We start from the raw sequence: 14,953 nt of genomic DNA on the forward strand, positions 1-14,953 counted from the left end.
GAATGGTGAATGATGATTTACATAGAATTCTATTTAAAGGGGGAGTCACCTCACCTGGAGAATTAAAAGACAGTATTAATTTGCTGGAAGCTGCTGGCCACAAAGAGGTATTTTTTGGATCAAGACAGGATTTATTGTTTCCTAAAAAACTGAAAAATGTTGAAGATAGCGAGAAAGGATCCGTTATTAATACTTCTGTAGTTTCTGAAAGAAGTTATCAAAATATCGTTTGTTCGTATGTATCAGCTGATATTTTTGATATGACCTACTGGTTAAAAGGGTCGACTTATTTATATATTTTAGAGCAGTTTGACTATCTGCCTAAATTAAAGATCAATATTACCGATCCCAAACAGCGATTGGTCCCAGTATTCAGCGGAAATTTAAATTTTATAGCATCTTCACAAGAAGATTATTGGTACTTGCATTTAGATCTTCCAAAATGGAATACTTCAACATATTATCCTGTTTTAATATATAGTTGGGATATCGTGATGGTAGCCAAGGCGATTGAAGATTTTTATGAAGAAATTGATGATGTAGATTCTTTATTCTACGTCATCAGTCAAAAAATAGATACGAATAGCAGAACAATCGATAAAACGCTTGAAATTCCCTATTTAACCTTTCCTTATTATGAGGGGATGAATCGCATGGGGCTCGACCAATATTGGTTAGGCTTGTATTGGAGAAATAATCGGTATGACCTTAGTTTTTTAAAAGACTTTTGCGGTTTTTGTTTAGACAATAGCATTGGTAAAATTTGTATTACTCCATGGAAGTCTTTTATAGTAAAAGGAATAAAAAGTGCTAGTAGACCAGATTTAGAACGATTTTTAGGTCAATGGGGAATAAATGTACGCCATTCTCAGTTAGAGATGAATTGGCACTTACCGGTAGATGATGCGCATGCCTTGGCTTTAAAAAAGTACTTAGTTCAAAATTTTGATCAAAATGATATTAGTACTTACGGTTTGACATTTGGGATTAGTGGAGATGTAGGCAAGCGCACACATTTTGCATCGGTGATTATAGAAAAAAATAAGCAGCCTGAATTAATAAAAGACTTTGAAATTAGACCTACCTACAATGTGTTACATTTTCAAAACTTCGACCCTAACACAAACATCTATATCAACTATGCGCAGGATGTTGACAAAATTGAATTACCCGGACTCTTAATGGAACTGAGTAAGAAATATTTCAAGCAGTTAGGGACTATTAAGAATAAGGAAGTTAAATCGGTAGCCGTTCAAGAAGAATTAACGGAGGTTTACCAGTGTAAAAATTGTTTGACCATATATGATGAAAAAGTAGGAGATATCAATGCAAAAATTCAAGTGGGAACCGGATTTCATCAATTACCGGAAAACTACTGCTGCTCGGTTTGCGAAGCATCCGTAACCGATTTTCGAAAAATCAAACTAAACCTGTTTTAGATATTACTGAAGCGCTAGCATTGTAGCGCCCACCAATTCGTCATTGAAAAAAACCTTTATTTGGTATGTGCCACTTTCCATAACCGCGTTACTCAGGTTGAAGCTATCGCATACCTTAAGTATTTTATTGGTAAAGTTGACTACTCGTTTCTTGCTGAACCAAAGTTTTTTATTGTTTACACTTGTTTGAAAAGTGGGATTAATTACCTCTCCGTCGGGTGCAACAATTTGAAAAAATAATTCTTTATCACCTTTTTGCATCAAGTTATTAGGCAAAATGGTAAAGCATGTTTCCATGACATCTGTTTTTTCTGACAAAGTAGTCTGCGATAATTGACCTGCACTACGTAACCAAAATGCTTTTGAAGCTACATCTTCAATTTGCATGCTAGATCCTTTTTCGATCAATCCACTTAACTCTTCATTGTCTCGCTTTAAAGCTGCATTTGTTTTTTGTTCACTAGCTAAACGTTGGTCACGCTGTCTTAGTTCGTTTACAAGTTGTTGGTTCACTCGTTGCAATGAATCACGAGAAACCATAAGATCACGATTTTCTGCTCGAAGACTTCTTATTTGTTGCCTAAACCTTCGAATTTCGCTGAAGTTGGGTCCCATGCTACTTAAAGAGTCAAGTAGTGAGACCATTTGACCTTTAGTGTCTTCTAGCTCTTTTGCAATGGCAATATTTTGATTTTGTAAGGTTTCGTTTTGTTTAATCATGTCGTTTAGCTCCTTCTTAAAGGTCTCTTTCTCATTTTCGAGAAAGGTTAGTTTCTGCTTACTTTCTACATGATTAAAATAGGATAATACAGTTAATCCAACAACAGCTAGCGCCATTAGAAGAATTAAAAACAATTGCCATTTATTATCTTTCTTTTGATTCATTGATAAAGTTCTATTTTTATAAGAACATTAGGCAAATAAACTAGGGGGTTGGTAAATATATTAAATAATATCATTAGTGTCTTTATTCCTGCAGTTTGCTCAGGTTGCAAACGAAAACTTCCCGAGACAGTGCAAGTTTTATGCGTTGCATGCCGGCATGAACTTCCTATTACTAATAATTATTTAGATAAGGATAATGCGGTTAAGCGTTTGTTTCACGGGCGTGCGTCAATACAAAACGCTAACTCTTTTGTATTATTTCATAAAAAGGGTATTGTGCAGCAAATAATCCATGAATTAAAGTACAAAGGACAACAACAAATAGGCACTTTTTTTGGCAACTGGTATGGTGAGATACTAAAAGAAAATGGGGTTTTTAACGATGTAGACATCGTTATTCCGGTACCATTGCATAAAAAGCGACTTAAAAAAAGAGGGTATAATCAAGTGACCACATTTTCACAATCTTTGGCTAATAAGTTGGGTGTAGAATTTGATGAAATTAGCTTAAAAAGGATAAAAAACACGAGTAGACAAGTGTTTAGAAGTAGGGGAGACCGATGGCAGCGTTTGCAAAACGCTTTTCAAGTAGTCGACGAACGGGCTTTAATAAATAAACATATTCTATTAGTTGATGACGTCATCACTACTGGAGCTACGCTAGAGGCTTGCGCTAATATTTTGCTAAAAACAGGAGGAACGTCCGTTAGTATTGTTACTTTGGCTATGACAGAATAATAGCAAATCAAACATAAAAATGTTGTTATTTTGCACGGTAGTACCCAATTTATGAAACGACAATTTTCTTTTTTTGTAGCTGTTGTAGTTACATTTCTTACCATTTTGAATTGTGCAAAAACTGGAAGTCCGGACGGTGGTCCAAAAGATGAAACCCCGCCGGTGGTTGAACGTGAAGATCCTCCAAATGGGACTGTTAATTTTGAAGGTGATAGAATTCGAATTTATTTCGATGAGTTTATTAAATTAAACGATGTTCAAAAGCAACTCATTGTTTCGCCACCTTTAAAAAATGCGGCTGAAATATCACCCCAGGGAAGCCCAAGAAAATACGTCGAGATCAAAATTAACGATACCCTACAAGCTAATACCACCTATGTATTTAATTTTGGTCAAAGTATCGTTGATAATAATGAGAACAATCCTTTTGAGTTTTATAAGTATGTTTTCTCTACCGGCGATTATATCGATTCATTAACGCTTGGAGGCATGGTGCAAGATGCACTGCAAAAAGACCCTGATCAATTTATATCTGTCATGCTTTATGCTGTTGATTCTACCTATAACGATTCAATTGTTTATAAAAAAGTGCCGAATTATATTACTAACACTTTAGATAGTACAATTACATTTCAACTTACCAATATTAGAGAAGGTAAATACAAGTTAGTAGCCATTAAAGATGATGCCTCCAATAATTTATACGAACCAAAAGATGATAAAATTGGTTTTGTTGAAGAGGAAATAAGCATCCCTACAGATTCATTGTATTTAGTGACCTTATTTAAAGAAATACTACCGTTTAGAGCAACCACACCCTCATTGGTATCTGGGAACCGAATCATTTTTGGTTACGAAGGACCGGTAGAGAAGATGAATATAAAACTGTTGACACAAGTGTCTGATAGTTTTGACTATAAGGTGGTTCCCGATCCGGTGCGAGACAGTCTTTTTTATTGGTTTAAAGGGGCGCCAAAAGATTCTATTCAATTTGAATTACCGTCAGCAGATACCACAATTGTCCAGACGTTGTTTTTTAAAGAACTCGCCAACGACACCTTGGTGCTACAGCCAAACCAATCTAGAACGTTATCTCTTAAAAAGCCTTTTTTTATTCAATCAACCACACCAATTACTTCTTTAGACACTACTAAAATTACTTTTTTTGACCGTGATTCGGTGGTGGTGCCTTATCAGGCTAGTATTGACAGTATTGGCACTAAAGTCGATTTTAATTTTGAAAGAGATTTCGAAAAAGGATATCAACTTACCTTATTTCCAGAAGCAATTACTGACTTTTTCGGGGAAACAAATGATACATTGGTTTTTAATTTGTCAACAAAAAAGTTAGCAGATTTTGGAACGCTAAAAGTTACTTTAAAAGAAGTTGAAAGTTATCCTATCATTATACAGGTTACCAATGAAAGCGAAGAAGTGGTGGATGAGCTCTTCGTTAACGAAGAGGCAGCGTCTTATTATTTTGATCAGTTAGATCCTGCAACATATTTTATCAGGATTATTTATGACAACAACGGAAATGGAACGTGGGATACGGGTAACTATTTGAAGAAGATTCAGCCTGAGCGAATAATTTACAATCCTACTCCGTTAGAAGTACGTGCTAATTGGGATTGGACACAAGAGCTTACAATGACACCGAAAAGTTTTCCCGATCCTGCAGAAACTGAAGTTGTTCGCGATAGTATTTAATATGTTCCTTGGTCAAGCTAACTGTTTCAGTGGCTTCTTTATTTAATGGAATGTTACTAATTTTATTTCCAAGTGCGTCATAACATGCGGAGTTACCTGAATATTCTAGAGCATTGGCATCAAGCCCAACGCGGTTAACACCAATACAATAACTCATGTTTTCAATGGCTCTCGCCTGCAAGAGAGCATCCCAAGCGTTTACCCGCGGCTTTGGCCAATTTGCAACATATAACAAAACATCGTAATCTTCAGTATTTCGAGCCCATACTGGAAAGCGAAGATCATAACATATAAGTGGGCAAATTTTCCAGCCTAAATAATCAATAATGACCTTTTTGGTGCCGGCCTTGTAAAATTGATGCTCTCCTGCTAAGGTAAATGTGTGTCGTTTGTCATAATGGGTAGTTGTGCCATTGGGAGTAACAAAAAGCAATCGGTTTCTAAAATGACCGTCTTCGGTAACAATAATGCTTCCCGTTATTGCAAATTGAAGTTCTGTGGATAGCCGTTGCATCCATTGCAAGGTGTCTCCGGTCATTTTTTCTGCCAATGGTTCAGGATTCATAGAAAACCCTGTAGTAAACATCTCTGGCAATACTACAAGATTGGTTTGATTTTTTATAGCTCGAATCTTCTTTTCAAGATCAATACGGTTTTGTATAGGGTTTTCCCAAACCAAATTAGTTTGTATAAGTGTTACGGCTAACAAGTCTTTCATTTTATAAATGTACCCAAACTGTATGAAATTATTATTTTTAATTGATGGAACTTCAATATAAAAAGTGTACTTCTGCAGAATTGAAAGACTTAATTACACTTTCAAAACAAACTTTTAAAGATGCTTTCGAAATACATAACAATCCTGACGATTTTAAAATGTACATCGAAAATGCTTTCAACGAAACAAATATGAAAGGTCAACTGGAGAACCTTGCAACCCATTTTTATTTTGTGTTATACAATAACAAGGTAATAGGCTACTTTAAACTAAATGAAAAGGGCGCGCAGTCAGACTTAAATTTGGAGAATACCATTGAATTAGAACGCATTTACGTAATAAAACAAGCACAGGGGCAAGGTTTTGGAACTAAAATTCTTGATTACATTATTGATTATTCAAAAAGCCAAAAAATAGAAAAAGTGTGGTTAGGTGTTTGGGAGAAAAATGAAGCTGCCATTAAGTTGTATGAACGATATGGCTTCAAAAAATTTGGTAGCCATCCTTATTGGTTGGGGAATGACAAGCAAACTGATTTTTTAATGAAATTCGAACTTTAATCTAAGAGTGCGCTAATTTCTGTCAGGCCTTGCATTTTTGCATGTTCAGCTGCCGTATGTCCTTTACCATCCTTGATGCTTTTATCCGCACCATTATTAACGAGTAACTTGATGACATTTGGTTGCGCAAATGTGGTTGCATAAATTAATGCTGTTGCACCATTAAAATTTACTTGATTAAGGTCGGCATTATTTTTAATCAGCAGCTCGGCAATTTCTCTATTACCTTTAAAACAAACACCCATTAAAGCAGTGTTGCCAGAGGCGTCCTGTTGGTTTACATCGGCTCCTGCATCAATAAGTATTTTTGTTATATCAAGCAAATTAAAATACGTTGCTAGAATCAAGGGGGTCGATCCGCGTTGGTCGGTTGTATTTAATAATTCAGGATTGGCCTGAACGGTAGCTTTCACCTTGTCCGCATTCTGCTCGCGAATTGCTTCAAATAATGCATTCATAATATTCAAATATAAAAAAGAACCTGCAAGACCAAAAACCTTGCAGGTTCTAACATTACTTTTTCTTTTTCAAGATCGGTAATTTATTTTGTGATCAATCTTAAAGATCAAAACGATCTAGATTCATCACCTTGTCCCAAGCCTTCACGAAATCGTTTACAAATTTTTCCTGTGAGTCAGCACTTGCGTAAACTTCGGCAATGGCACGTAGTTCTGAATTCGAACCAAATACGAGGTCAGCTCGTGAAGCTTCACCAATTTTGGTATTAGTAATACGGTTGTGACCTTCGTACGCATTATCATTACCTGATACTGGGCTCCATTTGGTACTCATATCTAACAGGTTTACAAAGAAATCGTTTGATAAGGTGTCTTCTTTATCGGTAAATAACCCGGTACTTGAATCGTCCCAGTTAGTGCCTAACACACGCATACCACCAATTAGAACAGTCATTTCAGGAGCGTTTAACCCTAATAAATTAGATTGGTCTAATAGCAGCTCTTCAGCAGCAGCATGAGCATTAACTTTGCGGTAATTTCTAAATCCATCGGCGCGAGGTTCAAGCGCTTCAAAAGAATATGCATCGGTCATTTCTTCGGTAGCATCCATACGACCGGGTGTAAATGGTACCGTTATATTATTTCCTGCATTTTTGGCAGCTTCTTCAATTGCAGCGGCACCGCCGAGTACAATAATATCAGCAACTGAAATTTTCTTGTCGCCCGTTTGCGCATCATTAAATTCAGTCTGAATTGCAGTCAGGGTACTCAATACCTTTTGCAATTGCTCAGGCTTATTTACTTCCCATGCATTTTGAGGGGCAAATCGAATACGAGCTCCATTTGCACCGCCACGTTTATCAGAATTTCTGAAGGTAGAAGCCGATGCCCAGGCTGTAGATACTAACTCAGAAATTGAAAGACCAGAAGCCAATACTCTTTTCTTTAAGTCGGCTATATCATTGGCATCAACTACAGTGTGATTACATGCAGGAATTGGGTCTTGCCAAATTAGATCTTCAGCAGGTACTTCATCACCTAAATACAAAACCTTAGGCCCCATATCACGGTGTGTAAGCTTAAACCATGCTTTTGCAAAAGCTTCTTCAAAAGCCTTTGGGTTTTCATAAAAATGTCTTGAGATTTTTTCGTAAGCAGGATCCATGCGTAAAGCAAGGTCAGTAGTTAACATAAATGGCGCATGTGTTACATCAGAATCATGAGCATCAGGGATCGTTCCTTCACCTGCTCCATGCTTTGGTTTCCATTGGTGAGCACCTGCGGGACTTTTTGTTAATTCCCATTCGTATTCGAACAAATGCTTAAAGTAGTCATGACCCCATTTCGCTGGCGTAGTCGTCCAAGCACCTTCTAAACCACTAGTAATGGTATGTTTTCCTTTTCCACTTTCAAAGGTGTTTATCCATCCCATAGTTTGGGCTTCAAGCTCGCCCCCGGCTGGTTCAACACCAACATATTTATCAGGATCAGCGGCCCCGTGTGTTTTGCCAAATGTATGACCTCCAGCAATTAAAGCAACTGTTTCTTCGTCATTCATGGCCATACGACCAAAAGTTACTCGTATATCTTTCGCAGATGCAATAGGATCAGGATTCCCATTAGGTCCTTCTGGGTTTACATAAATCAGTCCCATGTGAACCGCCCCTAGTGGATTTTCTAATTCACCTTCATCATTATAACGGTCATTATTGCCCAACCATTCCGCTTCAGATCCCCAATACACATCCTCTTCTGCCTGATATACATCTTCTCGACCACCGGCAAAACCGTAAGTCTCAAATCCCATTGACTCTAAAGCAACATTGCCTACTAAGACCATTAAATCGGCCCACGATAAACTACGACCATATTTTTGTTTAATAGGCCAAAGAAGTAATCTGCCTTTATCTAAGTTGGCATTATCTGGCCAGCTGTTTAGTGGCTCAAAGCGTTGTTGTCCCGATCCTGCACCACCACGACCATCTTGAATTCTATATGTCCCGGCAGCATGCCAAGCTAATCGAATCATGAATGGTCCATAGTGCCCATAATCAGCAGGCCACCATGGTTGTGAAGTAGTTAATACCTCTTCAATATCTTTTTTTACCTCCTTTAAGTTTAAAGATTTAAAAGCTTCAGCATAATTAAAGTCATCATCCATTGGATTTGGACTATTGCCATGCTGACGTAAAATATTAGTTTTTAGTTGGTTTGGCCACCAATCACGATTAGTTTGACCACTTCCGGCTGCTTTATTTAGTTCACCGTTCAAAAAAGGACACTGGCTAGCATCACCATTCATATCATGAGTTTTGCTGTTTGATGTTGACATGTGTTTTGATTTTATATGTTATGTACTAGATTATTGGTTCTTAACCTTTCAAGGGTGAAGTTACTAACATTTCATCTATGCTAAATATTTTTTTAATAGATAAAAACTATAACATAACTAATTATACTAATGTCTTTTTATTGATGTCTCATTTCGGACTAAAAGTGTTTTTTTGAAATGTTCTTATATTTTTTACGACTGTATTTCCTGTAAATCACTAACAAATAGTATTATGGAATTTTTAGAAAACAAAAGCGTAATCATTTTTGATGGGGAATGCAACTTATGTAATGGGGTTGTAGGATGGTTAATGCGGTTTGCACCAAAAGATATTTTCGAGTTTGTTGCCTATCAATCACCAAAAGGACAATTTTTACTAAGAGAAAATGGATTTAGAACAGATATGTTAGAAACGGTTATTTTATTTGATGATAAAGGGATTCACACGCATTCCGACGGTTTCTTGAAAATTGTATCAAGTATACCTAAATGGAGACTTGTAGCAGCATTGTTGGCATTTATACCTAAAATGATTCGTGATGGTATTTACAAACTTGCTTCCAGAAATCGAGTGAATTGGTTTGGAGAGTCCAAAAGCTGTACTATTAATTTTAGATAACCTTTTTTAAGTGTTTTATTTGATTGATTATAGCATTATAATTTAAAGACAATTCTAATTTCCCGTCTAATTTAAGAATAGGGCAGTCTAACAACTTCATCCAATCGGTATGTACTTTTAATGATCTACCAGTGAATTCCGGATTTTCATATTGATTGGCCCATTCTAAAAATGCTGCTGAGTTGACCTGTATTTGTTTATTCGTTTTTAAAAGATTACTGTATCGTTCTTGCTCTCGTTTTCGTAGCCGCTCCATTCTAGTGTCGTTTTCTAGACGGATAAAAACAGCAAGATCAAAAGCACTTTCCCATTTTTTTCCCCAACTCACCATAGAACCGCTTATAATCACATTTTCATATTCATAAAAATCGATAGTCAGATTTTTATTTCGTTCTACTAAAGGTATTTTTTCTTGGAAAGGCGGGTCGGTAGGTTTCCAGTAATAGTCATCCACATCTAAATGAACAAAAGCATTATTTTTTGCTACTTCATTTGCTAAAGTGGTAGTCCCTGACCCTGACGCGCCAAAAATCAAAATTTTCATAACTTGTTTATACTACAACTTCTTTTGTATCTGACATGGATTGCCAAAGGCCAATACATTATCCGGTATATTTTTGGTTACAACGCTTCCGGCACCAACGGTTACATTATTACCAATTGTTATCCCCGGTAAAATAATCGTGTTACCGCCAATCCAAACATTATCGCCTATTGCTACGGGTTTTGATGATGTTAAATAATAAGAACCGTTTTTATTACGAATAATACGGTCAGATGCCTTTAGTGGGTGTTCAGCTGTATAAATTTGAACAAAGGGACCGATCAATCCGTTTTTACCAATAGTAATTTTATTGTTATCTAAAAACAAACAGTTGGTATTGATAAAGGTGTTTTCTCCGACAGAAATTAGCGCACCGTAATCACAGAAAAAAGGAGGTTCTATCCAAACACCTTCTCCCTTATTTTCGAAAAGATCACTTAACAATCGATTCCGTTCTTCATTTAAATCAGCATCTAGGGTATTATAAGCTTTCAGAAGTTTGCGTGCATGATGATACATACTTAAAAGCTCAGGGTCTCTTGAATTGTAATGTTCGCCATTAAGCATTTTTTGTTTTTCTGTCATAGCATGATCTTTCAAATCTTACATAAAATTTCTGCTGCTTGTTCTAAGGTTTCGTCTTTTTTCGCAAAGCAAAAACGCAAGACCTTATTATCTTGATTATCCATATTAAAAACAGAAACAGGTATGGCGGCTACGCCAACTTCCTTTACTAAACGCTCAGCAAAAATGGTATCGGCTTCATTAGTAATATTAGTATAATCCATTAACTGAAAAAAGGTACCTTTTGATGGTGTGAACTTGAATCTTGAACCAGCCATTGCTTGTAAAAAAACATCGCGTTTATATTGATAAAAAAGATTTAACGATTGATAATTTTTTGGGGATTTAAGATAAGTGGTAAGTGCTTTTTGCTTAGGGTGATCAACACAAAAAACATTAAATTGATGAACTTTTCTAAACTCGTGCATTAAGGTTTTTGGTGCTACGCAATACCCAATTTTCCATCCCGTTACATGAAAGGTCTTTCCAAAAGATGCACATACAAAAGTACGTTCGGCCAAGTCAGGATATTTTGAAGCACTGCTGTGGAGCTGTTCATCAAAAACGATGTGCTCATATACTTCATCACTTAATAAAATAATATTGGTGCCTTTTAAAAGCGCTGCTAGTTTTTTCATGTCATCCTTACCCAAAACCGAGCCACTAGGGTTATGAGGAGTGTTGATGATAAGCATTTTGGTTTTAGCGTTGATTTTTTGCTTTAGCACTTCCCAGTTAATCTTAAAATCATCGCCTTCTAACTGAACAAAAACTGGAATTCCCTTATTGGCATTTATAGCCGGTTCATAGCAGTCATATGCCGGCTTCAAAATAATGACTTCATCATCTTTATGAATGAAGGTCGATATAATAGTATAAATTGCCTGTGTTGCTCCTGCTGTTACCGTAATTTCATACTCAGGGTCATAAACATGACCATATAATGAACTGATTTTCTCTGAAATTGCTTCGCGCAGTGTATAGGTGCCTTGCATTGGCGCGTATTGATTATAACCCGATTTCATAGCATCGGCAACCAGATCAATTAATACCGGATCCGGATCAAAATTGGGAAAGCCCTGTGACAAATTAATCGCATTATGTTTGTGTGCCAACCTACTCATAATGGTAAAAATAGTGGTCGGCAGGTCAGGTAGTTTCGATGTAAATTGCATGTAAGCAAGTTACATATTTAAACGATATCCATCTTCTTTAATAAGAATGATGCATTCATATTTTGACAAACGCCTTTTTTTAACTTATAGTCAAAAAATAGTTCGTCATTAATAATCTCCGCATCAAAATAATAGTTTTTGATTTCATCAAGTTCCTGTTCAATCTCGGTCAGGCTCAAATCATGAGTAGCGATAATTCCAGTTGCCTTTAATTGAACCAGCCTTTCTACAAATTTTCGGGATCCTTGAGCCTTGTCAGTGCTGTTTGTCCCTTTTAAAATTTCGTCTAGCACAATGAAATAACGATCATTTTGAATGTTATCTTTAATGAATTTTAAGCGAGATAATTCAGAGAAAAAATATGAGGCTTCATCAGTAAGCGAATCGGATGTACGCATACTAGTAATTAATTTAATGGGATTGTAGGTCGCATTTTTAGCACATACGGGAAGTCCGCAATTTGCCATCACTATGAAGTAAGAAACAGTACGTAAAAAGGTACTTTTACCCGCCATATTGGCCCCGGTAATAATGTAAAATGAAGAAGCGTCCATTTCAAAATCACTATCAACCCTCTTTTCAATGGAGAGCATAGGATGACCCAACTCATCAGCGTGAATCGTTTTAGAAGAATGATCGATAACGGGATAATTAAATTGCGGATGATTAAACATTACACCACTAAGGCTGTTGTATGCATCAAAAAAAGCGACGGTTTCAAACCAAGCTTCTACTTGCTCATGGTAGTTTCTAATCCACCGTTCAATTCGGTATGACTGCATAATGTCCCAAAGAAAAAAACCGTTGGCGAAAATAGCTGAGAATATATTGTTGCGGTTATCTAACGCATCAAGAGCCTTTGAAAAATCTTTAAAAATGGATGAGGCGAGTTTATTTTCAGTGCGTATTTTTTCTTGTTGTTCTTTTAACAAGGTAGTTTCAAAAGTTTCTTTTTCAATTAAGTCTAGTAGTAGGCTATATTGCTGGAAGGTTTCTTTTATTTCGCTAGTATGCAGGGACAAAAGGTTGACTTTCTTTAAATAAATTCCGGTTATTCCTAGCCCTATAAACATCCATAGTAACAGCTGCGAAAAAGACATAAAACCCGTAAACATCATTATGGTTGCAATAATCGATAATATGGAAAAGACGAAGGGTATCCATGCCATTGCATTTGATAAAAACGGTTGGTAATCTGCAAACCAATCCACAATAATCTTTGGTTTTACCTGAACTTTAATGGTGCTTGCAAGTGCTGTATAATGCTGTCTCCATGAGGCTTTGGTCGCTAACTCTTTATTGGCATGCTGTTTATTTTCAATGTTTAAAATGTCATTTGAGCTAAGAATACCAGCAAGCTTGTATTTTCCTTGTAGTGTTCCTGTTCTATTGATGTATTGAAAGAAAGAACCGAGGCCAAATAAATCAATATCGTTACTGAATACATGTTTGGAATCTTTAAATTCATTTCCGGCATCTCGCTCATGAAAATTACCAGCCGCAATGGCTAGCTCTTCTTCATTAAGTTGAATAATAGCTTCCTCTAGTGTTGCCCTTTTCTTAATATCGGCAAATCGGGAAACCAACCATAAAAAAATAGCAATTCCTATTATTCCTATGGCAGTAGCAATTCTGCTTTGATCAAAAAAGAAATAGATCCCACAGACAGTTGCCAGAAAAACAACTAGTCTAATGGTGCCTAAGGTAAAAAGCTGTTTTTTGGTAGCGCTAAGTTTGACTGCAAAATCTTGTTTTTGCTTCTTATAAAATTGAAGAGCTTCATTCATCAAAAAAAGTGTTGGACTAGGCAGCAAAAATAAAATAGCATTTAGTAACATCCCTTATGTTTTTCAAAAATGATATGTACTTTTAAAAACCAAGTTTGAATTTATGATAAATAAAAGAAGAATTCCATTTTACAGGTATCACTTAAGCCTGGCATTCTTATTAATTGTATTCAGCCAACGTTCAACTGCCCAAAACGAAAATTACTTCCCTGAAAAGGGGGTAGAATGGCGTGCGAAGGATGCTTCAGATTTCAATATTAATAATGACCAATTAAATACTGCTGTAAACTTTGCCCTTGCAAATGAATATTCTGGTTCGAAAGATTTAAGAGTAGCCATTTTAAGAGGCTTTTCTAGAGAGCCATTTCATAACATACTAGGTCCTACAAAAAAGCGCGGGGCTCCTAACGGAATGATTCTTAAAAACGGATATGTCATTGCTAAATGGGGCGATACCAAGCAAGTGGATATGACTTTTAGTGTAACTAAAAGTTACCTCTCTACCATAGCGGGATTAGCAATAGATAGGAAGATCATTAGGTCAGAAAATGAACTCGTAAAAGACTTTGTATGGGATGATACGTTTAAGGGAGATCACAATGCTAAAATTACTTGGGATCATCTATTAACGCAGTCATCAGATTGGTCAGGAACCTTATGGGGAGGTCATGATTGGGCTGATCGGCCGCCTAGAAAAGGAGGATTGGATGACTGGAAAAACAGAACATTCAATGAACCCGGAACCGTATTTGAGTATAACGATGTGCGGGTAAATGTCTTGGCATATTCATTATTACAAGTATGGCGAAAACCCTTACCAATGGTATTAAAAGAACAGATTATGGATCCGATTGGAGCCTCTTCTACCTGGCGTTGGTATGGATATGAAAATTCTTGGGTGAACATGGACGGTATGCACATGCAATCGGTTTCAGGAGGAGGGCATTCAGGAGGTGGACTCTTTATTAGTACGGAAGACCATGCCCGGTTTGGATTGTTGTTTTTGAACAATGGAAAATGGGATGGGAAACAGTTGATCAGCGAAGATTGGATTAAGAAAGCAACTAAAGCATCGGCAGCTAATTCAAATTATGGCTACATGTGGTGGCTTAATAACAAAGGAAATAGACATTGGGAGGAAGTCCCTACGAATGTGTATTATGCAGCGGGCTTTGGAGGTAACTTTATTATTATCGATAAAGAAAATGATCTTGTAGCAGTTACTCGTTGGTTAGAACCTTCAAAAGTAGGGGAGTTTGTCCGGTTGCTTAGAAAAGCGTTTTAGGCTTAAACATATATTTTAATGAAAATCCCATTCCGAAAGGTTTGGGATTTTCATTTCATATCAGCTTGATTTAACAGGGTTGAGATTTCAGTCTTCTCAGCAATGACAAGCATTTCAGGCTTACTGTCAAATACTCACG

At 36.6% G+C, this 14,953-nt stretch carries 14 protein-coding genes; 6 read left to right on the forward strand and 8 right to left on the reverse strand.

The window, feature by feature from the left end; all coding sequences use genetic code 11:
- Window positions 1-5: 5 nt before the first annotated feature.
- The gene (locus ABN763_RS06640; RefSeq protein WP_410484912.1) at window positions 6-1,439 is read left to right on the forward strand and encodes a rubredoxin; all 1,434 of its coding nucleotides are present in this window, start codon (window positions 6-8) and stop codon (window positions 1,437-1,439) included.
- Between the two features lie 3 nt (window positions 1,440-1,442).
- On the opposite strand, the gene ABN763_RS06645 is transcribed toward ABN763_RS06640, so the two are convergent.
- Entirely contained in the window at window positions 1,443-2,324 is an 882-nt protein-coding gene (locus tag ABN763_RS06645) for a hypothetical protein (protein WP_410484657.1), read from the reverse strand.
- 48 nt (window positions 2,325-2,372) lie between these two features.
- Between ABN763_RS06645 and ABN763_RS06650 the strand changes: the two genes are divergently transcribed.
- Both ABN763_RS06650 and ABN763_RS06655 read left to right on the forward strand, forming a co-directional pair.
- The gene (locus ABN763_RS06650; protein ID WP_410484658.1) at window positions 2,373-3,062 is read left to right on the forward strand and encodes a ComF family protein; all 690 of its coding nucleotides are present in this window, start codon (window positions 2,373-2,375) and stop codon (window positions 3,060-3,062) included.
- Between the two features lie 51 nt (window positions 3,063-3,113).
- Complete coding sequence (locus tag ABN763_RS06655; protein ID WP_410484659.1) at window positions 3,114-4,772, forward strand: Ig-like domain-containing protein; 1,659 nt, start codon at window positions 3,114-3,116, stop codon at window positions 4,770-4,772.
- Here the strand turns inward: ABN763_RS06655 and ABN763_RS06660 are convergent.
- Entirely contained in the window at window positions 4,708-5,490 is a 783-nt protein-coding gene (locus tag ABN763_RS06660; RefSeq protein WP_410484660.1) for an amidohydrolase, read from the reverse strand. The two genes, ABN763_RS06655 and ABN763_RS06660, sit on opposite strands and share 65 nt — an antisense overlap.
- A 44-nt stretch (window positions 5,491-5,534) precedes the next feature.
- Between ABN763_RS06660 and ABN763_RS06665 the strand changes: the two genes are divergently transcribed.
- Window positions 5,535-6,050, forward strand: a complete 516-nt coding sequence (locus ABN763_RS06665; RefSeq protein WP_410484661.1) for a GNAT family N-acetyltransferase — start codon at window positions 5,535-5,537, stop codon at window positions 6,048-6,050.
- Here ABN763_RS06665 and ABN763_RS06670 read toward each other — a convergent pair.
- Window positions 6,047-6,508: an ankyrin repeat domain-containing protein gene (locus tag ABN763_RS06670; protein ID WP_410484662.1), complete on the reverse strand. Its 462-nt coding sequence runs from the start codon at window positions 6,506-6,508 to the stop codon at window positions 6,047-6,049. The genes ABN763_RS06665 and ABN763_RS06670 overlap by 4 nt on opposite strands.
- Before the next feature lie 100 nt (window positions 6,509-6,608).
- Entirely contained in the window at window positions 6,609-8,840 is a 2,232-nt protein-coding gene (katG, locus tag ABN763_RS06675; protein ID WP_410484663.1) for a catalase/peroxidase HPI, read from the reverse strand.
- A 232-nt stretch (window positions 8,841-9,072) separates the two neighbouring features.
- On the opposite strand from katG, the gene ABN763_RS06680 reads away from it, so the two are divergent.
- Complete coding sequence (locus ABN763_RS06680) at window positions 9,073-9,459, forward strand: thiol-disulfide oxidoreductase DCC family protein (RefSeq protein WP_410484664.1); 387 nt, start codon at window positions 9,073-9,075, stop codon at window positions 9,457-9,459.
- Here ABN763_RS06680 and ABN763_RS06685 read toward each other — a convergent pair.
- The 4 genes from ABN763_RS06685 to ABN763_RS06700 are packed head-to-tail and all read right to left on the reverse strand — an operon-like array spanning window position 9,452 to window position 13,529.
- A complete protein-coding gene (locus ABN763_RS06685; protein WP_410484665.1) occupies window positions 9,452-10,003 on the reverse strand; it encodes an AAA family ATPase in 552 nt (183 codons plus the stop codon). The genes ABN763_RS06680 and ABN763_RS06685 overlap by 8 nt on opposite strands.
- A gap of 12 nt (window positions 10,004-10,015) precedes the next feature.
- On the reverse strand, window positions 10,016-10,588 hold the full coding sequence (locus tag ABN763_RS06690) for a sugar O-acetyltransferase (protein ID WP_410484666.1): 573 nt from the start codon (window positions 10,586-10,588) through the stop codon (window positions 10,016-10,018).
- Between the two features lie 11 nt (window positions 10,589-10,599).
- Complete coding sequence (locus ABN763_RS06695) at window positions 10,600-11,742, reverse strand: methionine aminotransferase (protein ID WP_410484667.1); 1,143 nt, start codon at window positions 11,740-11,742, stop codon at window positions 10,600-10,602.
- Between the two features lie 17 nt (window positions 11,743-11,759).
- A complete protein-coding gene (locus ABN763_RS06700) occupies window positions 11,760-13,529 on the reverse strand; it encodes a MutS-related protein (protein ID WP_410484668.1) in 1,770 nt (589 codons plus the stop codon).
- A 103-nt stretch (window positions 13,530-13,632) separates the two neighbouring features.
- Here ABN763_RS06700 and ABN763_RS06705 point away from each other — a divergent pair, with 103 nt between their 5' ends.
- On the forward strand, window positions 13,633-14,814 hold the full coding sequence (locus tag ABN763_RS06705; RefSeq protein WP_410484669.1) for a serine hydrolase domain-containing protein: 1,182 nt from the start codon (window positions 13,633-13,635) through the stop codon (window positions 14,812-14,814).
- The last annotated feature ends 139 nt before the right edge of the window (window positions 14,815-14,953 follow it).

The sequence above is a fragment of the Spongiivirga sp. MCCC 1A20706 genome (genome assembly GCF_046524175.1).
Classification (GTDB): domain Bacteria; phylum Bacteroidota; class Bacteroidia; order Flavobacteriales; family Flavobacteriaceae; genus Spongiivirga.

What these genes read in the sequence shown, in the direction of transcription:
- ABN763_RS06645 (WP_410484657.1), bottom strand. Translation starts at nt 2,324, where the DNA reads ATGAATCAAAAGAAAGATAATAAATGGCAATTGTTTTTAATTCTTCTA.
- ABN763_RS06660 (WP_410484660.1), bottom strand. Translation starts at nt 5,490, where the DNA reads ATGAAAGACTTGTTAGCCGTAACACTTATACAAACTAATTTGGTTTGG.
- ABN763_RS06705 (WP_410484669.1), top strand. Translation starts at nt 13,633, where the DNA reads ATGATAAATAAAAGAAGAATTCCATTTTACAGGTATCACTTAAGCCTG.
- ABN763_RS06700 (WP_410484668.1), bottom strand. Translation starts at nt 13,529, where the DNA reads ATGAATGAAGCTCTTCAATTTTATAAGAAGCAAAAACAAGATTTTGCA.
- katG (WP_410484663.1), bottom strand. Translation starts at nt 8,840, where the DNA reads ATGTCAACATCAAACAGCAAAACTCATGATATGAATGGTGATGCTAGC.
- ABN763_RS06665 (WP_410484661.1), top strand. Translation starts at nt 5,535, where the DNA reads ATGGAACTTCAATATAAAAAGTGTACTTCTGCAGAATTGAAAGACTTA.
- ABN763_RS06685 (WP_410484665.1), bottom strand. Translation starts at nt 10,003, where the DNA reads ATGAAAATTTTGATTTTTGGCGCGTCAGGGTCAGGGACTACCACTTTA.
- ABN763_RS06695 (WP_410484667.1), bottom strand. Translation starts at nt 11,742, where the DNA reads ATGCAATTTACATCGAAACTACCTGACCTGCCGACCACTATTTTTACC.
- ABN763_RS06655 (WP_410484659.1), top strand. Translation starts at nt 3,114, where the DNA reads ATGAAACGACAATTTTCTTTTTTTGTAGCTGTTGTAGTTACATTTCTT.
- ABN763_RS06670 (WP_410484662.1), bottom strand. Translation starts at nt 6,508, where the DNA reads ATGAATGCATTATTTGAAGCAATTCGCGAGCAGAATGCGGACAAGGTG.
- ABN763_RS06690 (WP_410484666.1), bottom strand. Translation starts at nt 10,588, where the DNA reads ATGACAGAAAAACAAAAAATGCTTAATGGCGAACATTACAATTCAAGA.
- ABN763_RS06680 (WP_410484664.1), top strand. Translation starts at nt 9,073, where the DNA reads ATGGAATTTTTAGAAAACAAAAGCGTAATCATTTTTGATGGGGAATGC.